The sequence below is a fragment of the Citrobacter sp. Cpo147 genome, from assembly GCF_030332405.1.
GTDB lineage: Bacteria > Pseudomonadota > Gammaproteobacteria > Enterobacterales > Enterobacteriaceae > Citrobacter > Citrobacter portucalensis.
Map to the genome: position 1 here is coordinate 184,853 of NZ_JAOWHX010000034.1, position 21,513 is coordinate 206,365.

The 21,513-nt window shown below is 52.0% G+C and carries 20 protein-coding genes; 8 read left to right on the forward strand and 12 right to left on the reverse strand.

Annotated elements, in window-relative coordinates:
- The first annotated feature begins 68 nt into the window (after nucleotides 1–68).
- The 4 genes from yiaY (at nucleotide 69) to OGY06_RS16265 (ending at nucleotide 4,568) form a co-directional block, all read left to right on the forward strand.
- On the forward strand, nucleotides 69–1,220 hold the full coding sequence (gene yiaY / locus OGY06_RS16250; protein WP_003827343.1) for an L-threonine dehydrogenase: 1,152 nt from the start codon (nucleotides 69–71) through the stop codon (nucleotides 1,218–1,220).
- A 92-nt stretch (nucleotides 1,221–1,312) separates the two neighbouring features.
- A complete protein-coding gene (gene aldB / locus OGY06_RS16255) occupies nucleotides 1,313–2,851 on the forward strand; it encodes an aldehyde dehydrogenase AldB (RefSeq protein WP_003827344.1) in 1,539 nt (512 codons plus the stop codon).
- 251 nt (nucleotides 2,852–3,102) lie between these two features.
- Nucleotides 3,103–3,426, forward strand: a complete 324-nt coding sequence (locus OGY06_RS16260) for a DUF3302 domain-containing protein (RefSeq protein WP_003024200.1) — start codon at nucleotides 3,103–3,105, stop codon at nucleotides 3,424–3,426.
- A gap of 5 nt (nucleotides 3,427–3,431) precedes the next feature.
- Nucleotides 3,432–4,568 (forward strand): HlyD family secretion protein, encoded by a 1,137-nt coding sequence (locus OGY06_RS16265; protein ID WP_003827345.1) that lies wholly within the window; start codon nucleotides 3,432–3,434, stop codon nucleotides 4,566–4,568.
- A gap of 7 nt (nucleotides 4,569–4,575) precedes the next feature.
- On the opposite strand, the gene OGY06_RS16270 is transcribed toward OGY06_RS16265, so the two are convergent.
- A complete protein-coding gene (locus OGY06_RS16270) occupies nucleotides 4,576–5,538 on the reverse strand; it encodes a LysR family transcriptional regulator (RefSeq protein WP_003827346.1) in 963 nt (320 codons plus the stop codon).
- 121 nt (nucleotides 5,539–5,659) lie between these two features.
- Between OGY06_RS16270 and OGY06_RS16275 the strand changes: the two genes are divergently transcribed.
- A complete protein-coding gene (locus OGY06_RS16275; protein WP_003827347.1) occupies nucleotides 5,660–6,400 on the forward strand; it encodes a MipA/OmpV family protein in 741 nt (246 codons plus the stop codon).
- Between the two features lie 99 nt (nucleotides 6,401–6,499).
- Here the strand turns inward: OGY06_RS16275 and OGY06_RS16280 are convergent, their stop codons facing one another.
- Complete coding sequence (locus OGY06_RS16280; protein ID WP_003827348.1) at nucleotides 6,500–8,455, reverse strand: glycoside hydrolase family 127 protein; 1,956 nt, start codon at nucleotides 8,453–8,455, stop codon at nucleotides 6,500–6,502.
- Nucleotides 8,456–8,465: 10 nt separating this feature from the next.
- Nucleotides 8,466–9,866 (reverse strand): MFS transporter, encoded by a 1,401-nt coding sequence (locus OGY06_RS16285; RefSeq protein WP_191238024.1) that lies wholly within the window; start codon nucleotides 9,864–9,866, stop codon nucleotides 8,466–8,468.
- Between the two features lie 252 nt (nucleotides 9,867–10,118).
- Between OGY06_RS16285 and OGY06_RS16290 the strand changes: the two genes are divergently transcribed.
- Nucleotides 10,119–10,934, forward strand: a complete 816-nt coding sequence (locus tag OGY06_RS16290; protein WP_286605710.1) for a helix-turn-helix domain-containing protein — start codon at nucleotides 10,119–10,121, stop codon at nucleotides 10,932–10,934.
- Nucleotides 10,935–11,011: 77 nt separating this feature from the next.
- On the opposite strand, the gene araD is transcribed toward OGY06_RS16290, so the two are convergent.
- The 8 genes from araD to yiaK all read right to left on the reverse strand — a co-directional run bounded on the left by araD (nucleotide 11,012) and on the right by yiaK (nucleotide 18,592).
- Nucleotides 11,012–11,710, reverse strand: coding sequence for an L-ribulose-5-phosphate 4-epimerase (gene araD, locus OGY06_RS16295; RefSeq protein WP_003827351.1), 699 nt, complete (start codon nucleotides 11,708–11,710; stop codon nucleotides 11,012–11,014).
- Nucleotides 11,704–12,564, reverse strand: coding sequence for an L-ribulose-5-phosphate 3-epimerase (locus OGY06_RS16300; protein ID WP_003827352.1), 861 nt, complete (start codon nucleotides 12,562–12,564; stop codon nucleotides 11,704–11,706). Before OGY06_RS16300 ends, araD begins: the two co-directional genes overlap by 7 nt.
- Nucleotides 12,557–13,219, reverse strand: coding sequence for a 3-keto-L-gulonate-6-phosphate decarboxylase UlaD (gene ulaD / locus OGY06_RS16305; protein WP_126956584.1), 663 nt, complete (start codon nucleotides 13,217–13,219; stop codon nucleotides 12,557–12,559). The genes OGY06_RS16300 and ulaD overlap by 8 nt, the downstream gene beginning before the upstream one ends.
- Nucleotides 13,219–14,721, reverse strand: coding sequence for an FGGY-family carbohydrate kinase (locus OGY06_RS16310; RefSeq protein WP_191222033.1), 1,503 nt, complete (start codon nucleotides 14,719–14,721; stop codon nucleotides 13,219–13,221). Before OGY06_RS16310 ends, ulaD begins: the two co-directional genes overlap by 1 nt.
- A gap of 98 nt (nucleotides 14,722–14,819) precedes the next feature.
- Nucleotides 14,820–16,139 (reverse strand): MFS transporter, encoded by a 1,320-nt coding sequence (locus tag OGY06_RS16315; protein ID WP_003827355.1) that lies wholly within the window; start codon nucleotides 16,137–16,139, stop codon nucleotides 14,820–14,822.
- A gap of 31 nt (nucleotides 16,140–16,170) precedes the next feature.
- Nucleotides 16,171–17,103: a DUF4862 family protein gene (locus tag OGY06_RS16320; protein WP_164562374.1), complete on the reverse strand. Its 933-nt coding sequence runs from the start codon at nucleotides 17,101–17,103 to the stop codon at nucleotides 16,171–16,173.
- A gap of 14 nt (nucleotides 17,104–17,117) precedes the next feature.
- Nucleotides 17,118–17,582: a YhcH/YjgK/YiaL family protein gene (locus OGY06_RS16325; RefSeq protein WP_103014694.1), complete on the reverse strand. Its 465-nt coding sequence runs from the start codon at nucleotides 17,580–17,582 to the stop codon at nucleotides 17,118–17,120.
- An 11-nt stretch (nucleotides 17,583–17,593) separates the two neighbouring features.
- A complete protein-coding gene (yiaK, locus tag OGY06_RS16330) occupies nucleotides 17,594–18,592 on the reverse strand; it encodes a 3-dehydro-L-gulonate 2-dehydrogenase (protein WP_003827358.1) in 999 nt (332 codons plus the stop codon).
- A gap of 217 nt (nucleotides 18,593–18,809) precedes the next feature.
- On the opposite strand from yiaK, the gene yiaJ reads away from it, so the two are divergent.
- Together yiaJ and OGY06_RS16340 are read left to right on the forward strand one after the other, a co-directional pair.
- Nucleotides 18,810–19,625 (forward strand): IclR family transcriptional regulator YiaJ, encoded by an 816-nt coding sequence (yiaJ, locus tag OGY06_RS16335; protein ID WP_003827359.1) that lies wholly within the window; start codon nucleotides 18,810–18,812, stop codon nucleotides 19,623–19,625.
- Nucleotides 19,626–19,742: 117 nt separating this feature from the next.
- Nucleotides 19,743–20,216, forward strand: a complete 474-nt coding sequence (locus OGY06_RS16340; protein WP_008786443.1) for a 4Fe-4S dicluster domain-containing protein — start codon at nucleotides 19,743–19,745, stop codon at nucleotides 20,214–20,216.
- A gap of 34 nt (nucleotides 20,217–20,250) precedes the next feature.
- On the opposite strand, the gene avtA is transcribed toward OGY06_RS16340, so the two are convergent.
- Nucleotides 20,251–21,501, reverse strand: coding sequence for a valine--pyruvate transaminase (avtA, locus tag OGY06_RS16345; protein WP_126956466.1), 1,251 nt, complete (start codon nucleotides 21,499–21,501; stop codon nucleotides 20,251–20,253).
- Between the last annotated feature and the right edge of the window lie 12 nt (nucleotides 21,502–21,513).

Sequence of the window (21,513 nt, forward strand, 5' to 3'; positions counted from 1 at the left end):
CGATCATATTTTGTTGGAAATTTCACTCGTATGCTTCCTACCTCTTTTGAGTAATTAAGGATCGTACAATGGCTGCTTCAACATTTTTTATTCCTTCTGTGAATGTAATTGGCGCTGGTTCATTAAAAGATGCAATGAATACAATGGCGGAATATGGTTTTCGCCGTACGCTGATTGTCACGGACGCCATGCTGGCGAAATTAGGTATGGCGAGTGAAATTCAAAAAGCGCTGCAGGAACGTGATATTTTCAGCGTAATTTATGATGGTACGCATCCTAACCCTACGACCAGTAACGTTGCTGCTGGCCTGAAAATGCTGAAAGAAAATGACTGTGATAGTGTTATTTCTCTCGGCGGCGGTTCCCCGCACGATTGTGCGAAGGGGATTGCGCTGGTGGCGGCTAACGGCGGCGATATTAGTGATTACGAAGGCGTTGACCGCTCTGCAAAACCGCAACTGCCGATGATTGCCATCAACACCACGGCGGGTACGGCATCTGAAATGACCCGCTTCTGCATCATTACCGATGAAGTACGCCACATTAAAATGGCGATTGTGGATAAGCATGTTACACCGCTGCTGTCCGTCAATGACTCCTCGCTGATGGTCGGTATGCCGAAGTCTCTGACGGCGGCTACCGGTATGGATGCGCTGACTCACGCTATTGAAGCCTATGTTTCTATTGCCGCGACCCCTATTACCGATGCGTGCGCGCTTAAAGCCGTCACCATGATTGCGGAAAACCTGCCGGTCGCCGTGGAAGAGGGCAGCAATGCTCAGGCGCGCGAAGCCATGGCCTATGCGCAGTTCCTCGCAGGTATGGCCTTTAACAATGCCTCTCTGGGATACGTGCATGCGATGGCGCACCAGCTGGGTGGCTTCTACGATTTGCCACACGGAGTATGTAATGCCGTACTGCTGCCGCATGTACAGGTATTTAATAGCAAAGTGGCTGCCGCCCGCCTGCGCGATTGCGCCTCGGCAATGGGTGTGAACGTTGCTGGTCTGAGCGAAGAGCAAGGGGCAGAAGCCTGCATCGCGGCGATCCGCGAACTGGCGCAGAAAGTGAATATTCCAGCCGGGTTGCGTGAGCTGAACGTGAAAGAAGAAGATTTTGCCGTTCTGGCGACTAACGCCCTGAAAGATGCATGTGGTTTCACTAACCCGATTCAGGCGACACATGAAGAAATCATGGCGATTTATCGTGCTGCCATGTAATTCGTGATACCTGTCGTAAAGCAGTAAAAGGCTGGCGAATTATTCGCCAGCCCCGTCTACCCTTGTAGTACCCCTACAGCAAGGAGACGGTCATGACCAATAACCCCCCTTCAACGCGTATTTACCCCGGCGAGTATGGTTACCCTCTGAAGTTAAAAGCCCGATACGATAACTTTATCGGCGGTGACTGGGTCGCCCCGGCGGACGGTGAGTATTACCAAAACCTGACACCGGTGACCGGGCAACTACTGTGCGAAGTGGCCTCTTCCGGCAAAAAGGACATCGATCTGGCACTGGATGCCGCGCACAAAGTAAAAGACAAGTGGGCGCAGACATCCGTGCAGGACAGAGCGGCGATTCTGTTCAAAATCGCCGATCGTATGGAGCAAAACCTGGAACTGCTGGCGACGGCAGAAACCTGGGATAACGGTAAACCCATCCGTGAAACCAGCGCGGCAGATGTGCCGCTGGCGATTGACCATTTCCGCTATTTCGCGTCCTGTATTCGTGCACAGGAAGGGGGAATCAGCGAGGTTGATAGCGAAACCGTGGCTTATCACTTCCATGAACCTCTTGGCGTGGTAGGGCAAATTATCCCGTGGAACTTCCCGCTATTGATGGCCAGCTGGAAGATGGCGCCCGCCCTGGCAGCCGGTAACTGCGTGGTGCTGAAACCCGCGCGCCTGACGCCACTGTCCGTACTGTTGCTGATGGAAGTCATCGGCGATCTGCTCCCGCCTGGCGTGGTGAACGTGGTCAACGGCGCAGGGGGGGAAATCGGTGAGTATCTGGCGACGTCAAAACGTATTGCGAAAGTGGCGTTTACCGGCTCAACGGAAGTCGGGCAGCAGATCATGCAGTACGCTACGCAGAACATTATTCCTGTCACGCTGGAGCTGGGCGGGAAATCACCCAATATCTTCTTCGCGGACGTGATGGATGAAGAAGATGCGTTCTTTGACAAAGCGCTGGAAGGTTTTGCATTGTTTGCCTTCAACCAGGGCGAAGTGTGTACCTGTCCAAGTCGTGCGCTGGTACAAGAATCCATTTACGAACGTTTTATGGAAAGAGCCATTCGTCGGGTGGAAAGTATCCGTAGCGGCAACCCGTTAGACAGCGTGACGCAAATGGGCGCGCAGGTGTCGCATGGTCAACTGGAAACCATTCTGAATTACATCGACATTGGTAAGAAAGAAGGAGCAGATGTTCTCACCGGCGGGCGGCGCAAGCAGCTGGATGGCGAGTTAAAAGAGGGTTACTACCTCGAACCGACCATTCTGTTTGGTAAGAACAACATGCGGGTTTTCCAAGAGGAGATCTTCGGGCCGGTGCTGGCTGTCACGACGTTTAAAACCATGGAAGAGGCGCTGGAAATCGCTAATGACACCCAATATGGGCTTGGCGCTGGCGTCTGGAGTCGTAATGGAAATCTGGCGTACAAAATGGGACGTGGGATTCAGGCGGGGCGAGTTTGGACCAACTGTTACCATGCTTACCCGGCACATGCGGCGTTCGGCGGCTACAAGCAGTCGGGTATCGGGCGCGAGACGCATAAGATGATGCTTGAGCATTATCAGCAAACCAAATGCCTGTTAGTGAGCTACTCTGATAAACCACTGGGGCTGTTTTAATTTCACGTCACCTACTGCCCGGTCGCGTTTAGCGTACCGGGCATCAAGTTATGTCCTCAGGTAAGTGGCTGGGGTGAACGAACGCAGCCAACAAAGAAGCAGCTCAAAAGACGACGGGGTATATATAAACCCATATATCGTTATATAAATAAGATAATTGCATCCAATCTGGTCATTCCAATACTATTATCAACTCTATTGTTTAAATCAAATTGCATCCGAAATTCTTAATTTAAATCCCTGAGGCAAATATGTTCCTTAATTATTTTGCATTAGGAGTGCTTATTTTTGTATTCCTGGTCATTTTTTACGGGATTATTATTCTGCATGATATTCCCTATCTAATTGCAAAGAAACGTAACCATCCTCATGCCGACGCAATACATGTTGCGGGTTGGGTTAGTTTGTTTACCTTACATGTTATTTGGCCCTTTTTATGGATCTGGGCAACGCTTTATCGCCCGGAGCGCGGATGGGGTATGCAGAGCGCGGATTCTTCCCTGATCCAGCTTCAGGCAAGGGTTGCGGATCTGGAAAAGAAACTGGGCGAGGCCAAGACCTCTCCGGCGGAGTAATATCGATGGATTTACTGATTGTTCTGACCTATGTGGCGTGTGCATGGTCAATATTTAAAATTTTTAAAATTCCTGTAAATAAATGGACAGTTCCTACCGCGGCATTAGGCGGTATATTCATTGTTTGCGGACTTATATTACTGATGAATTATAACCATCCGTATACATTTAAGGCACAAAAAGCGGTAATTTCTATTCCCGTGGTGCCGCAGGTAACGGGTGTAGTGACAGAAGTGACGGATAAGAAGAATACGCTAATCAAAAAAGGCGAGGTTCTGTTTAAGCTTAATCCAGGGCGTTATCAGGCGCGGGTCGATCGCCTGAAGGCTGATATTGTCACCGCACAGCATAAAGAGCAGGCTCTGGTTGCGCAGTTAGACGAAATGAAAGCCAACACGCAGCGGGCAAAGGCCACGCGTGACAAACTGGCAAAAGATTACCAGCGCTATGCGCAGGGGAGTCAGGCGAAGGTGAATCCTTTTTCTGAACGCGATATCGATGCGGCGCGCCAAAACTACCTGGCGCAGGAAGCCTCGGTGAAATCCTCCGTTGCAGAACAGCAGCAAATTCAGAGTCAGTTAGACAGCCTGGTACTGGGTGAGAATTCGCAAATTGCCAGCCTGAAAGCACAGCTAGCGGAAGCAGAGTTCAACCTGGACCAGACCGTGGTTCGCGCGCCCAGCGATGGTTACGTCACGCAGGTGCTGATGCGCCCAGGAACCTATGCCGCCGCACTGCCGATGCGTCCGGTAATGGTATTCATCCCGGATCAAAAAAGACAAATTATCGCCCAGTTCCGTCAAAACTCGCTGTTGCGGCTGGAGCCAGGCGATGAAGCGGAAGTGGTGTTTAACGCTCTGCCGGGTAAGGTGTTTAGCGGTAAACTGGCCGCCATTAGTCCGGCAGTACCGGGTGGTACATACCAGTCGAACGGGGCACTGCAATCTTTAAACTCTACGCCCGGTTCGGAAGGGGTGATCGCCACGATTGAGCTGAACGACAATGCGGATGTGAACGCGTTACCTGATGGGATTTACGCCCAGGTCGCCGTTTACTCTGACCACTTCGAACATGTGTCGGTCATGCGCAAGGTCTTACTACGGATGACCAGCTGGGTGCATTACCTGTATCTCGACCATTAGACGCAGGCTATTTTGCTTGCTCAGTCTGCTGCTCCAGCGACTGAGTAAGCTGCTGGCGGATCTCTGCCAGCATCTCATCAAGAATAAACTGTACCCGCCATGGCTGATATTCGCGCTTGCGGAAAATCGCCACCAAATCCAGCCACCATTCATGTTGTTCTGAGAAACATGGAACCAGCAATCCTGATTGAACGTCTTTTTGTACACTCGCATTCGGCGCAAAAACAATGCCCAGATGGTTACGTGCCAGCGCCAATGCAGACTGTGTATTGTCGCAGACATAATTTCCGGTCACCCGATAATCGTGCATTTCCTTGCTGCCAACGGAGGTGAAGCGCCAGATATTGGCATCATCTATCATCATGGAATCAATAAGGATGCAGGAATGTTCTTCCAGTTCATCCGGACTCTTAATAGGATGTTCTTTGATATATTCAGGGCTGGCAAAAGCCGTTACTGCATATTTGGTAATGAAACTAGCGACCAGTGATTCATCTTTAGGGTGTGCATAGGTGATTAAAACATCACAATCATCAGGAAAGTCGACACCCTCATAAAATGCCTTTCGTTCAAGGTTACATGTTTTAAGTGAGAGGCTAATGCCGCCGATATTCTGGATTTTTGCAATAACATGTTGCGATAAGTAAGCAATAATACCGGTTGGGGCATATACCGTTACTTTGCCACGTTTCTCGTGCTTATAATCAGCAATGAAATTATTTAACTGCTCGTTTCTGTCTAACATGTCATTGATGTAAGGAAGTAACGCTATACCAAACGGCGTGAGGGTCAGCTGCCGGGTGGTGCGGTCAAACACCTTTAATCCAACTTTTGATTCAAAATCAGCAAGATATTTACTGACATTGGCCTGCGCGATGCCGAGAACAGTAGCGGCATGACTGATATTTTCACTGGCAGCGATTACCGAAATAATCTTCAGCTCCCGGTGTTTAAGTTGTAATTTATTCATCGCCAAGCCCAATATATATAATTTTTTATATATTACTATATAAATATGAACCTTGCACCGATGAAATTGTAAGCATTATTATGCACCAGCTTTGTAGCTTATTTTAAAATGGAATGTTGGCATGTTAATTAAACACAATATTGTGGCGCTGCTCGCCTTTTCTTTTATGGCGAGTGCAACTGCCGCAGAGTTTTCTATTGGCGCTGGTGCTGTATATAATGAATCACCTTATCGCGGATATAATGATAATGTTCACGCAGTACCGCTTGTCAGTTACGAAAGTGAATCATTTTATTTTAGGCAAACAACGCTAGGTTATATTTTGTCTAAGAGTGAAAGTAATGAATTTAGTATTACTGCCTCTTATATGCCGCTTGAGTTTGATCCCGGCGATAATGACGATCATGCGATGAAAAAGCTGGATAAGCGTGACGCAACTGCAATGGCGGGTGCCGCGTGGTATCACCATGAAAGATGGGGTAGCGTGAAAGTCTCCGCCGCTGCGGATGTGCTGGACAACAGTAATGGCTGGGTAGGGGAAGTTTCACTGTTCCGTCCAATGCCGATGGGCAAGCTGACGCTGACGCCATCGATTGGCGTGCTCTACTATGACGAAAAATTCAATGAATACTACTACGGCATATCGGGTAATGAGTCCCGTCGTAGTGGCTTATCAAGCTATTCCCCAGGCGATAGTTGGACACCGTATGTTGGCCTGTCCGCTAAATACGCATTGACCACTAACCTGACGCTGCTTGCAAGCGCCAACTATAGCGCACTGCCGGATGACATTAAAAATAGCCCAATGGTTGATCGCGATGACAGCTTCACCTTTATGTCCGGTCTGACCTGGCGTTTCTGATTTAAATATGTGCCTGATGGCGCTTTGCTTATCAGGCCTACGTGGATGGGTTTTGTAGGCCGGATAAGACGTGAAGCGTCGCCATCCGGCACGGTTTAATTACTGCTCGTTTATCCAGATACGCATTTCGCCTTCACCACGGTTTGCCCAGCTAAACCACGGAATAAACGTCAATGTATGCGCCTGACGCGAAGTTGGGGAAGCATCGTAGTGCCACAACGATTGTTGTGCTGCATCGGCTGTACTTTGCTTCACGCCTTCAGCCTGAATTAACATTTTATGGCTGAACAGCCCCTTACCCTCGAATACTCTGAACTCACTCTCTTTTGGCAACCACAGATTATGCAATTCCTCGCCGTTGTCGGCTTGCTCCAGGCAATACACCAGCGGTCCACGCTGAATAGCGACCTTACCAGCAACATGGCGCACTAATGGATTTCCGTACACCCGACGCACCGGCATTGGCAGGGTCAGACTGAGCGTATCGCCTTCCTGCCAGGTTCGGCTGATGTGCAAATAGCCTTTGCGAATATCCTGCTCAACTGGCTGACCATTCAGTAAAACCTGCGGTGCGGTGCACCAGTCTGGCAGGCGCAGGGCCAGGGTGTGATATATCGACTGCGGTGATTCGATGGCGATTTTCACCTGCTCATGCCATGGATAATCCCCGCTAATGCGCAGCTTGAGCGAGCCATCCGCCACGGGGACTTCCATGCTATTGCCCACGTACATATTGATATACAGCGCGTCCTGACGTGGTGTGTAGATGTAATGACCAATTGAGGTTAACACGCGGGCGATATTCGGCGGGCAACAGGCGCAGCCAAACCAGCGCTGACGAACGGGTTTCACGTGGTCATAAATATGATTGAATTTTAATGATTTAGGATGCACTTCCAGCGGGTTCACATAGAAGAAGTGCTTGCCATCGAGCGCCATCCCGCCCAATACAGTGTTATACAGGGCGCGCTCCATCACGTCGGCATACTGGCTGTCTGCCTCCATCTCCAGCATTCTGCGGGCGAACATCATTAGACCGATTGAGGCGCAGCTTTCCGCATACACGGAGTCGTTAGGCAGATCGTAATCACTGCTAAACGCCTCGCCGCTGCTTTGTGAACCGATCCCGCCGGTAATGTACAACTGACGCTGGGCCATGTTTTTCCACAGACGCAGGCAATCCTGACGTTTGCCTTCGTCCTGGCTCAAGCGTGCCAGATGCGCCACGCCGGTCATCAGATAAACAAAACGTACTGCATGACCGATCGCCGTTTGCTGTTCTGAAATGGGCTGATGAGCCTGGCTATAGGGTTTATCCTTCACCATCCATGCCGGGCCGTAAGTATGCCAGTAAGAGGTTTGGCCACGCTTTTCGTACTCTTCATCATAGAAATGGGGTTGCGCGCCGCGTTGTTCCACAAAGTAATTTACCAGCGCCATATAGCGTGGTTGCTGGGTCACTTCGTATAAGCGCATTAACGCCAGCTCAATTTCCGGGTGTCCCGGATAGCCGCGCAGTTGATTCTCTCCAGGTCCGAAAACGTTATCGATGTGGTCTGCCAAGCGGCACACTACGTCTAAAAGACGACGTTTTCCCGTCGCCTGAAAGAACGCGACGCCTGCTTCGATCAAATGACCTGCACAGTACAACTCATGACACTCGGCAAGGTTAGTCCAACGTTCATCCGGGGCTTTTACTGTAAAGTATGTATTGAGATAGCCGTCTTCACACTGCGCAGCGGCTACCAACTCGATGACCTCATCTGCGGTTTTCTCAAGTTCCGCATCAGATTTCTGGCACAGGGACCAGGCGACTGCCTCCAGCCATTTCGCTACGTCGCTATCCTGAAAAACCATGCCGTAAAATTCGCCATCCTGCAGTCCTGCGGCGATACGAAAGTTCTCTATTGCATGACTTGGTTCCGCCTCTGCAATGCGGTCATTGAGCGCATCCCATTGGTAGGGGATCACGACATCACGGACTAACTGTTGGTATTGTCCGAGGAACGGATCGCTGACGGTGAGCTTATGCAGGTCGACTTCCAGTACGTTCATTTCGTGCTCCTTAAGGCTGTACATGACGCTGACGCAGATCGGTGGCAATGCGCGACATCATCGGATTATTGAGTTTGCAGATGCGGACAGACAGCGCCAGCAGCAGGTGGAACAGTGCGGGCAGCAGCGTTTCCATCGCGGTAATTCCTTGCAGCGAACTGGCGGTTTGATTACCAGCGCCTGGCTGATAGGCGACAAAAATAAACAGCAGGCTGATGATCCCCGCGCTCGAGGCCCAGGCCAGCTTGATGAAAAACAGGTTGAAGGCGAAATTCATGCCGGAAGAACGCACGCCGGTTTTCCACTCGCCGTAGTCGTCGGCAAAGGCCATCAGCGAGAAGTGCAGTGGCAGCGTGAAGCCCAGAATAATGCCGTTGCCGAGGATCACCGCCAGCCATAATGTTTGATAAGCCGGACCGGTCGGCAGGAACCACATCATCACTGCCAGGGCTGCCAGCACCAGGTTGGTGTAGTAATAGAGTTTGACGGTATCTATACGGCGGGTCAGCGGGCTGACAACCACTGAACCGATGATGGACGCAAAGGTCACCATGGTGAAAAACAGCGACGTGTAAGCTGTACTGCCTTCCAGCACGTAGGTAATGAAATACATGTACCCGCCGCCACGAATATTGAAGACGTTAATCAGCAGAAAAGACATCACCAGCATCAGCAGCAACTGGTCATTTTTGCGTAGCCCACCAATGTGTTCACGCAGGGTAAATTTCCCCATCATCGCCAGCGGCACACGCTCGCGAACCCAGAAGAAGCAGCACAGGAACATCACCACAGCGATGGCGCACAGGATGCCCACGCCGAACTGATAACCCTGCGCGGCATTGCCCTGACCCAGAATATCCACCATCCACGGCAGACCAACGGAGACAAGGAATCCCGCCACGCCGCACAGCACAAAGCGCCAGGACTGACAGGCGATCACCTCGTTATGGCGGGTCGTCATGGTGTTGATCAGCGCACAATACGGTACGTTGATGGCGGTATAGCCGACAGAAAGCAGTAGATAGGTGCCGAATGCCCAGGCGATTTTTACGCTCATGCTGGCGTCAGGGACGGTAAACGTGAGTACGCCAATGATGCCAATGGGAATTGCCACCCACAGCTGCCATGGGCGAAAACGCCCCCAGCGGCTTTGCGTGCGGTCGGCAAGTATGCCCATTATCGGATCGGAAATGGCATCAAATACGCGCAGGGCAATAAACAATGTGCCGACCAGCGCGGGCGTTAACCCGAAGACATCGGTGTAGAAAAATGTCAGGAAGTTCATGATCAGACAGGTAATTACCGTCCCGCCAGCATCGCCTAACCCATAACCTATTTTTTCACGCAGGGATAATTTGTCGTCCTGGGCACGCTGTGCCAAATCAGATGTCGTGATCGGAGCCGAAGTCATAAATAACTCCCGGAGAGGATGTTCAGAAAGTATCCCGCTACGTTGCGGGTTATTTGTTTGTAATTTGCAAAGTACGTTATTTATTCTGCACGAAATGTTTGGGTCAACAAGGGAAGAGAAAAGTATAAAAAGATAACAATTCCGACTTCATTATAAAAATGTGATTTCGATCCGGCGAAAAGAAAGTTTATCGTGAATAATCAATGATAAAGATCGGTTTAAATAATGCAATAAGCGGGAATTTGAATATATATGCTCGAATTATCCATGTCTCTTCCGATTAAAGTGCAAAATGGTGGGCTATTTATTTCCCGAGGCGTGGGAAGCCATCCGGCGCGGCAATTGCAATCCTGGGAAATCATCTTTGTCGAAAAAGGGACATTAACGATTCGCGAAGGCCAGACCGTTTTTTGCGTGAATGCTGGAGAAAGTTTGCTGTTATGGCCGCAGCGTTCGCATATTGGTGTGGGACAGTTTCCGGCTGATTTGAAATTTTACTGGCTACACTTTGAGGTGACAGCAGAAAACGATGCTTCACTTACAGAACCGTTGCTTGCGATTCCTCAGCATGCCCGGGTTAGCGAGCCACAATATATTATTTCGCTGTTTCGCCAGTTCTTACGCGAGCAGGAAAATATTCATCGCAGCATAGCGCTGGAACTGATCCTACTGCTGATTTTGCAGCAAATCTCCGCGGCGGCTAGCGAGCAACCCGCAGATAGCCCCGGTAATGCGCTGGCATGGAAAGCGCAACAAATAATCCACACCCAGTTCCACCTGCCGATTAGTGCTTCAACTCTGGCGAAAGAACTGCATTGCAATGCCGACTATCTGGGGCGTGTATTCCGGAGCGTTTTCCGGCTGACGCTAACTGAAGCGTTGCATCGCCAGCGGGTAAGGGCGGCAGAAAAGCTGTTGATCAGTGACTCGCTGTCGCTTACCGAAGTGGCGATTAAATGTGGGTTTAATGATGTGGGTTACTTTCGCAAAATCTTTCGTAAACATGCCAGCCTGACGCCTGCGGCGTGGAAACGGCGCTACTGCAAAGAGCATATTAATTCGGCGTAAATGAGGATCGCCGGGTGGTGCTATGCTTACCCGGCCTACAAAATGACAGACCAGTGCAAGCACAGCGCCGCCGGACGTTAGTTTTGCCCGTAATACGCATTCACACCGTGTTTACGCAGATAGTGTTTATCCAGCAACTCAGGCTGCATATCCGGCAACTGCGGAGCTAACTGGCGCGAGAAAAGCCCCATGTAAGCGCATTCTTCGAGTACCACTGCGTTATGTACAGCGTCTGCGGCATCTTTACCCCAGGCAAACGGACCGTGTGAATGTACTAACACTGCCGGAACCTGCAGCGGATTGAGATCGCGTTGCTCAAAGGTCTGAATGATCACTTCACCGGTTTGATATTCATATTCACCATTGATTTCCTCAACGGTCATCAGCCGGGTACACGGAATTGAACCATAGAAATAATCGGCATGCGTGGTGCCCCATGCCGGGAGATCAAGACCCGCCTGCGACCAGATCGTCGCGTGGCGTGAGTGAGTATGGACGATCCCACCGATCTCAGGGTAGCGACGGTATAGCGCCAGATGGGTTGGCGTGTCAGATGAGGGTTTTTTACTGCCTTCAACCACGTCGCCGCTGGCAATATCCACCACCACCATATCGTCGGCGGTCATCACGTCATATTCCACGCCGGACGGCTTAATCACCATCAGCTTACGCGTTTCATCCACAGCGCTGACGTTACCCCAGGTAAAGGTGACTAAACCATGAGCCGGAAGCGCCAGATTGGCCGCCAGCACATCGGCTTTCAGTTGTTCTAACATGGAAATCCTCCTTCCTGCATACGTGCTTCTATCCAACGTCGTGCCTGGATAATTTCCAGTACCGGCTCTTTTGCTTTTTCAGTCCACATTTCAATCAGAAACGACCCGCGATAGTTCAGCTCATGCAGCGTTTTGAAGATACCAACAAAGTCCACGCACCCTTCGCCAAAAGGCACATCGCGAAACTGGCCCGGATGGGTTTCGGTTACCGGCAGCGTGTCTTTCAGGTGGATAGCGGCGATACGGTCGATGCCCAGCGTCAATTCGGCAGTGACGTCATTACCCCATGCGCTGAGGTTGCCCACGTCCGGATAGACGGTGAACCACGGCGATGACAGCATTTCATCCCACTTTTTCCACTTGCTAATTGAGTTCATAAAAGCGGTATCCATGATTTCTACCGCCAGCATGACCTGCGCGGCGGCGGCTTGCTCGACTGCCCATGCCAGCCCTTCGGCAAAGCGCTGCTGCGTACCTTCGTCATGTTCCTCGTAATAGACGTCGTAACCTGCCAGTTGAATAGTGCGGATACCCAAATCGCGCGCGAGACGAATGGCTTTGGTCATGATGTCGCGTGCCCGAATACGGACTGATTCATCGCGGCTGCCAAAGGGAAACCGACGGTGGGCGGACAGGCACATTGAAGGGATTGCCACGCCGGTTTCTAACATTGCGCTCACCAGCGATGCACGCTGAGCAGGACTCCAGTCGAGACGCGACAGACGTTCATCGGTTTCATCCACCGACATCTCGACGAAATCAAAACCGCAGCTTTTCGCCAGCACCAGACGCTCCGGCCAGGAGAGGTCTTTCGCCAGCGCTTTTTCATAGATACCTAACGGATGATTACGCATACTGTGCTCCCCAGATGGCGTCGATTTGCGCATGGAATTCAGCGGCAACCTGCGTTGGGTTTTGTGCCCCAGCCAGCGCGCGTCCGGCGATAAAGGCTTTAACGTTGATATCGCGAAACAGCGGCAGGTCGGCGGGCGTAATCCCGCCGGTAATCGACAACTCCAGACCGATATCGGAAAGCGCTTTCATGCGCGCCAGATCCGCTTCTCCCCATTGTTGTCCGCTGGCCTGAGCATCGCGGCCACGATGGTAAATTGCCTGGCGAACCCCAACGCGATACCAGTCACGGGCATCATCCAGCGTCCAGTTGCCGAACAGTTCCATCTGAATTTCGCCGCCGCAGGACTGCGCGACGCCATGGCCTTTCTCCACCGTCGCCAGTGGGGCAGCGCAGATGATGGTCATCCAGTTAGCGCCAGCGCCAAATGCTTGCTGTGCGAGGGTTTCACCCGCATCGGCCACCTTCCAGTCGGCGACGATGATTTTATTTGGACACTGAGTACGCAGCGCTTTCACGGCAGCCAGGCCTTCGGTTAAGCAGAGAATCGTCCCTGCCTCAACGATATCGACGCTCTCTTGTAGCAGTGCGACATCGTGTTGGGCCGCCTGCAGGTTGGTGTGGTCGAGCGCCAGTTGCAGTAATGGTCGACTCATCATTCATGCTCCTTAATGCGGGCGTGATAGCCCTGTAGTGCGGTAATTAAATTCTGGTATTGGCGGTATTTACGCAGGTAGCTCGCATGCGCCGTAGCGTCTGGCAGCAGTGTGCGAACCGGGTGCTGTAAGCTGCGCTGCGCGTCGCTGAAATTGTGATAAACGCCGGTGCCTACGCGGGCGGCGAGCGCAGCGCCAAAGCAGCCGGTCTCTTCAATCTGTGGCAATTCGATACGTAAACCGCTGACGTCTGCCAGCATTTGCATCCAGATGTCGGAGTGGGCCGGACCTCCAGTAACGCGCAGGGTATGTGCCTGCGGAAAACGTTCGCGCATGCGGTTCAGGTGGGTCATATGGCTGAAAACCACGCCTTCGTAGATGGCTTGTAATAAGTGGGCACGAGTGTGTATAGCCTGCATGCCATAAAAGCCGCTGGTCATCTCCAGCCCGGCGTTGCTGCCGTACAAAAAGGGCAGAAAGAAAAGCTCGCTACCGGCTTTCGGTAAGCTGGCAACGGCCTGATTAATCTCATCAAAAGAGAGTTCGCCCCACTGGGCGGTAAACCATTCCAGATTGCCGGAAGAGGTTGGGCTGGCTTCGTGAACGATGTACTGCCCGTCATTTACATAGCGACCATAGACATAGGGATGGGGCTCGTGGTCGCGCAGGCCGTGAGCGATCCCGCTGGTGACGGCCCAGGTACCCATCACCGCGTTGAGGGTGCGTTCATCTTCGATACCGGCGCAGAGTGCGGTGGAAACCACATCAAACAGTCCGCCGACGACGGGGGTACCCGCCGCCAGACCGGTGATGGCGGCTGTCTGAGCGGTGATTTCCCCGCATATTTCTGCTGAACCAACGATGGGGGGCAGGGCATTGTCGATTTCACTGATGCCCAGCCACTGGGTCAGCCTCGGGTCGTACTGACCCGTGGTCATGTTGTAGAGGTTCGACTCGGAGATATTGCTCTCTTCGCAGCCTTTGACGCCGGTTAAGCACCAACGCAGGTAGTCATGACCCATCATGACGCTTCCAATTTGCGCGTAGCGCTGAGGGGTGTTCTCTTTCACCCAGCGCAGGAGCGATGCCGGATGCCCGGTCCACAATGTCTGGCGGGTGACCGGGTAGAGCTGCTCAGGGATCCCATCCTGCTGCCAGCGCTGAACGATGTCCATCGCGCGTCGGTCAGAAGAGAGAATGGCATTGCCTAGCGGCTTATCTTGCTTATCGAGAAGGAACAGACCTTTGCCCTGAGCGGATATGCCGACGCCTTTGATTTGCTCACCGCACACGCCTGTACGCTTTAACAGCCCGGCAATGGTCGCGACGCACTGTTGCCACAGTTGGTGCATATCGCGTTCGGCGTAACCTGGTAATGGCGATATTGTCTGCAGCGATTGCCGGTTAATTCCCTGTTCATGACCTTTGGCATCATACAAACCTGCTTTCAGATATGTACCGCCGCAATCAATACCCAGCCAGAAGGTCGCTTTCTCACTCATCTTTGTTATCTCATTTTTGCCGGATGGCGCTGCGCTTATCCGGCCTGGGACGGTTGCTAGCTGTAGGCCCGGTAAGCGAAGCGCCACCGGGCATTGTTTTAAGCTGTACGTTTATGTGGATTCAGCGTCTTTAGCGGCGCGGCGCCGGCATCGCATTTCGCTGGCAGCAGCAGCGCCATCAGCGCGGCCAGAGCCAGTGAAATGGCCAGGCAGTAAACGCCCGCATCTTTGCTGTACAGGGTGATGAGAACGCCGACCGCGTAAGGGCCGCAGAAGCCACCGAGGTTGCCGAGAGCGTTGATGACCCCACGTGCGCCACCTGCCATTTCTGCGCTGAACAAACGCGCCGGAATAGTCCAAAACACGCCCGCAGCCGATTGCAGGAAGAATCCGCAGCCGACCAGCGCGGCATAAGCCAGCCAGACGTTATTTTTCAGCGCCACAGAGAGGAACATGCACAAGGCGAAGCCAATCAGCGGCAGGCAGACGAACAGCTTGCGTTTACCGGTGCGGTCAGAGAGTGAAGAGAACAGGAACATCCCGGCAATTGCGCCGACGTATGGCAGAATGGCGAGCATGCCGACCTGTCCCATGCTGCTGTGCGTCAACTCTTTGAGGATGGTAGGCAGCCACAGGGTGTAACCGTAAATCCCGGTCTGATAGAAGAAGTTCAGCGCGATTAGCTGCCACATGGTTTTATCGGACAGCACTGCACTCAGAGAGGCATTTTTGACTTCGGTTCCGGCAATGGCTTTTTGCTCGGCGGCCAGCGTCTCAACGAGGTAATTTTTCTCGGCCTCAGAGATCCAGCGCGCTTCCTGTGGACGGTCGTAAACGGTATAGGCCCACAGCACCAGGACGACGACAGACAATAAACCTTCAATGATAAACAGCCAACGCCAGTCGAGAACGGTAATGATCCAACCCGAGAGCGGGGCGGTGATGATCCCGGCAATCGGCACAAACATAATCACAATCGCATTGGCGCGACCGCGTTCTGCATCGGGGAACCAGTTACTGATCATCGTCAGCACGACCGGCAGCATGCCGCCTTCGGCAACGCCGAGTAAGAAGCGCAAAACCAGCAGTTGATACTGATTTGTGATTAAGCCCGTCAGAACGGAAATGACCGCCCAGGCAACCAAGGACCAGCCGATAAATTTCTTGCCGCTGCCGTGAACGGCAATTTTTCCGCCTGGAACCTGCAAAAACAGATAGCCGATAAAGAAAATACCGCCGGCCAGACCGGCCATGGTGGCGGAAATACCTAATTCCTCATCCATTCCGCCGGGCATCGCGAATGCGATATTGACGCGGTCCATATAAGAAATAATACAGGCGATGAGAATAGGTGGAATAATCCGTAGCCAGCGCTGACGGGGTATGTCTTGAAGTGTAGGGCGAGAGGTCATGTTCATATTAATATTCTCGTAGAGTAGTATTTTATTTTTATAGTTTTGCTTTATTTAATGCGGCGATACCGTCGCGCAATATCGCTACACGATGGTTCACATCTGCACTGGCATTTATTTCCAGCAATTTAATGCCAGAAAATTGCAATGGCTCAGCTCCTGCGCAGGCGAATAATTCGTGGGCATGCTCTGTGGTCATTAGACCTTCTGGACAGAAAGGGGCAAACGGTGCATGTAAGTCCTGCCACTCGCCGTATTCCCCCGTAAGCGTGGTGCCGGAGAACATCAGTGCGCCCAGTTTCCCAGCCCGTTTGGTCTGCTGCGTGTGGGTCAGCGGTAGAGTGAGGCTCTGCCCTTCAATAGCCGAGCGCGCCCAGTTAATGCACACGCTGATGTCATATCCGGCTATCGCGTCCAGCACGTTGTCTAACGGTAAAAATCCTTTGCGTGGCGCGGGGCCTGTCATGGCATCGCAATGTTCCAACACCAGATCACAGGACCAGTCCCAGCGGGTAATGTCTTTCAGCGAACGAGCAAACGCGTCGGTGGCCTGAGCGACGTTCGGGTTGCCCGCCAGCGGGGCAGCATGCAACTCCAGTGCAATCACTTTTCCGCCGTTGGCCGCATTGATATGGTTGATTTTCTGCTGCAGATGACGGTAATACGCCACGCAGGCTTTACGCTGTTCTTCATCGCTGGAGGCCAGCCCGAAACCACCATTAATACCGCGACGGCGCATGGTTTCCATAATGGCCGTGACCACGATTTGCCAGTCGCCCGGCGTATGGCGTAATAACCATTCGTCGCCTAACGGGTGCAGATGTTCAAGACAGGGCTGCTCCAGTCCGCGAATATCCGGGGTATCGGAGAGTTGTCGCCAGAATTCCTTCTCTTCCTCTTCACTCTTTTGGTGAAATGAGGGTGCACAGGGGTACGCACCGATAATATAACCGGTAGTGTTAGCTTTCATTTTTTGTGCTCCTTTTATAAAACTGAAATAGCAACCTTCACGACTATTTTGCGGATCGGTGTGGCGACAGTTTTATGACATGCTGGACGATGAACATCCTGCGGGAAAAATATGGCGTAACTTCCCGGAATCATTTCAATAAAAGATTCATGTTCGCTGGCGTGATAAAAAATAATATCGCGCTGTTCTAATAGCGATTCACTGATTTGGTTATTCCCGGTATCAATGGCAATCCCGATTTTCTCTTCACCCCAGGCCAGAAACTGAATATCAAGATAGCGGCGATGCACCTCAGGACGATTTTCGGCAACGTCACGCGTGGTTAAATCAATAATTTGCGCGAAGATATTTTTACCGTCGATCTCCACCACGCCCGGCTCCAGTTTGCGAAAATCTGTGGTGCGCAGAAAGTCGAGCGCCCTTTCAATCGCAGCAGGCAAATGGCATGGGTTAGGTTGAGCAATATGTCCGAAGATCATGGTGTTGCTCCTTACAGGGCCTGAATTTTTGCCCAGACGCTGTCGTCAACGGTGATACCGTTCCGGCGATTTTCTTCCAGTAGCTTTGTAAACTCGTGGCCCGGCAGACGTACAGGCGTGTTTTCATCTGCGCGTTCGGCGGTGGTGATGAAATCCATAATCCGCTGTAGCTTGGCATCACGGGTGGCGCCATCAATCAGCTTATCCACTTCAATGGCGATAAATATCTGTGAAACGCCATATTCATCGCTGTTATCCTGGGTGACTTCCGCAACGGAAGAGCCATCAGAAAGCAGAGTGGCAATCATATCCAGCACAATCGACAGACCTGAACCTTTCCAGTAACCCATTGGCAATATGCGACGGTTTTTTTCTATAACGCCCGGCTCTTTGGTGAGATTGCCTTCATCATCAAAGCCACCATCTACCGGCAGTTCGCGACCGGCCAGGCGATTCACTTCCAACATGCCGTAGGAGAACATGGACATCGACATATCAACCATGGTGATTGGCGATGAGGGGATCGCGACGATCAGCGGGTTAGTGCCAATGCGGCACTCTTTCGAACCCCACGGCGGCATGACGGCAATCGAGTTAGTCCAGCAGATACCGATGTAACCTTTCTCCGCCGCCTGCCAGCCATAGCTGCCACCGCGCATCCAGTGGTTGGCGTTACGCAGTGCGACCAGGCCAATACCGTGATCGGAGGCCAGCTCAATGGCTCTGTCCATCATCTTTTTCGCCGTCAGATTGCCGATCGAACGCTGAGCATCCCATTGTTCAATCGCCCCCAGGCTGGTAATGCGTTGCGGTTTGGCCTCAGGAATGATGTCGCCGTTATCCAATTGCTGAATAAAACGAGGAAAACGATTCACACCGTGCGAATAAACGCCGGACTCGGTAGTGCGCGCAAACATTTCGGCACAGGCATCGGCGGTTTCAACGGCAATACCGCGTGCCAGCAGTACCCGATTGAACGCATCTTTCAACTGCTCAAAAGTGACTTTCATTCCTGTTTCCTTGTTTAAATTTGATCGCTTTTTTATCTCTAAATTTCACTATGCGAAATCTGATTTCAAATATAGCGATCAAATTTTGACAGATCAACGGGGTGGTCTATTTTTTAAAATCATCAAAATCAAATGGTTGTGTTTTTTCGGTTCAGATCGTGAACTGAAACACACTTTGCGCTACCATCAGAGCGCGACGAAAAGGGGAGCGGAAGCGATGGGCACAAAAGAGAGTGAAATGACGCAAGACAAAGAGAGGCCAGCCGGAAGTCAGAGCCTGTTCCGTGGTTTGATGTTGATTGAGATTCTGAGTAACTATCCGAATGGGTGCCCATTGGCCCATCTGTCTGAACTGGCCGGGCTGAACAAAAGTACTGTGCATCGACTCCTGCAAGGGCTGCAGTCCTGCGGATATGTCACGCCTGCACCTGCTGCGGGTAGCTATAGGCTGACCACCAAATTTATCGCCGTTGGGCAGAAGGCGCTGTCGTCACTGAATATCATCCATGTTGCCGCTCCACACCTCGAAGCGTTGAATATTGCTACTGGTGAAACAATCAACTTCTCCAGCCGTGAAGATGACCACGCGATTCTGATTTATAAGCTGGAACCGACGACGGGCATGCTGCGTACTCGCGCTTATATCGGTCAACATATGCCACTGTATTGCTCCGCGATGGGTAAAATTTACATGGCGTTTGGGCATGCGGATTATGTGAAATCTTACTGGGAGAGCCATCAGGATCTTATTCAGCCGCTGACCCGCAATACCATTACCGGTTTACCGGCGATGTACGACGAATTGGCGCAGATCCGCGAAAGCAGTATGGCGATGGATCGGGAAGAGAACGAATTGGGCGTTTCCTGTATTGCCGTGCCGGTGTTTGATATTCATGGTCGGGTGCCGTACGCAGTGTCAATTTCACTCTCTACCTCGCGACTTAAGCAGATAGGGGAAAAAAATCTACTCAAGCCGCTACGGGAAACCGCGCAGGCCATTTCAAATGAGCTGGGTTTTACCGTTCGCGATTAGGCACATGCCAGGCGTCGTTCAGGCACCTGACACTATTTAACCGTTTCCCCTGTCCGATCAAAGCGTCAGGGGCGGTCTCTCTGGCACTCTGTGGTTTTCACGCAGAAGGAGGGGGCAATGAACGCGTTTATTATGGCGGATGCGGCAAAATGTATTGGATGTCGTACCTGTGAAGTTGCCTGTGTCGTCGCGCATCAGCAAAACCAGGACTGTGCGTCGGTCTCTTCTTCTGCGTTTATCCCGCGGATTCGGGTAATCAAAGACGACGCCTTTACCACGGCGGTCGCCTGCCATCAATGCGAAGACGCTCCCTGTGCGAATGTTTGTCCAACTCACGCCATTCGTCGTGAACATGGGCATATCTTCGTTGAACAGGCACGTTGTATTGGTTGTAAAAGCTGTATGCTGGCCTGCCCGTTTGGGGCAATGAATGTCGTTGCCCGTTCGTCGCGGGTGCAGGCGATAAAATGCGATTTGTGCTGGCATCGCGAGGCGGGACCAGCGTGTGTCGAAGCCTGCCCGACCAGCGCGTTGCAGTGTGTTGATGCCGTCAGTATTCAGCGCCAGCGCCTGCGTTCACAGCCGCTGTGAAGTGAGCCCGACCCACACCTGGGTCGGGTTTGCGTTAGCCTTCCAGCCAGGCGCGTTCGATCTCTTCAGCCAGAATCTTCACGCCAGCTTCGATTTTCTCAGGTTCTGGTACGTAGTTCATCCGCATGCACTGATGGGTATGCGGCCAGGGTTTATCCAGACCTGGGAAGAAGTAGTCACCAGGAACCATCAGTACGCCGCGCGCTTTCAGGCGCTGATACAACAGTTCGGTGGTGATCGGTAAATCTTTGAACCATAGCCACAGGAAAATCGCGCCTTCAGGTTTATGGATAAGGCAACGATCTTCAGACAAGTAGCGGCGAATAATCGCAATCGTCTCCTGAACGCGCTGATAGTAAAACGGCTTGATAACCGTTTCGGACAGGCGTAGCAGATCGTTACGTTTAATCATCTCGCACATCATCGCCGGTCCCATCCCGCCAGGTGCAAGGCTGATGATGCCGTTCATATTGGTAATCGCAGTGATGATTTTTTCATTCGCGATAATGATACCGCAGCGGGAACCCGGCAGACCCAGCTTGGAAAGGCTCATGCACAACACAATGTTGGGGTTCCACAGCGGGCGTGCTTCGCTAAAAATGATGCCAGGGAACGGTACCCCATAGGCGTTATCAATCACCAGTGGGATCCCATGCTGGTTGGCCAACCGGTCCAGCTTCATCAACTCGTCGTCGGTGATCACGTTGCCTGTCGGGTTAGTGGGGCGCGACACGCAGATCATCCCCGTCTCTTCACCGATGTGCAGGTGTTCAAAATCAACGTGATACTTAAACTGGCCTTCCGGTAACAGCTCAATGTTCGGACGTGCAGAGACGAAGAGATCTTCTTCCAGCCCGGAATCGGCATAGCCAATGTATTCCGGCGCTAACGGGAATAACACTTTTTGCGTTGTTCCGTCAGCGCGGCGTCCGGCGAACAGATTGAATAAGTAGAAAAACGCGCTCTGACTGCCATTTGTCAGTGCAATATTTTGTGGCTCGATATCCCAACCCTGCTTCTCACGTAGCAGTTTCGCCAGTTCAGACAGTAGCTCGGTTTTCCCTTGCGGACCGTCATAATTGCAAAGCGCATCAGTGGCTTTGCCGTTTTCCAGCATATCTGTCAGCAGAGACTGGAAGTAATTTTGCATCTCTGGAATTTGCGCCGGATTACCACCGCCGAGCATGATGGCGCCTGGGGTGCGTAAACCGTCGTTGAGGTCCTCCATCAGGCGGGTGATGCCTGAATGGCGGGTAAATTTGTCGCCAAAAAGTGAGAATGTCATAGCAGGGGGTCT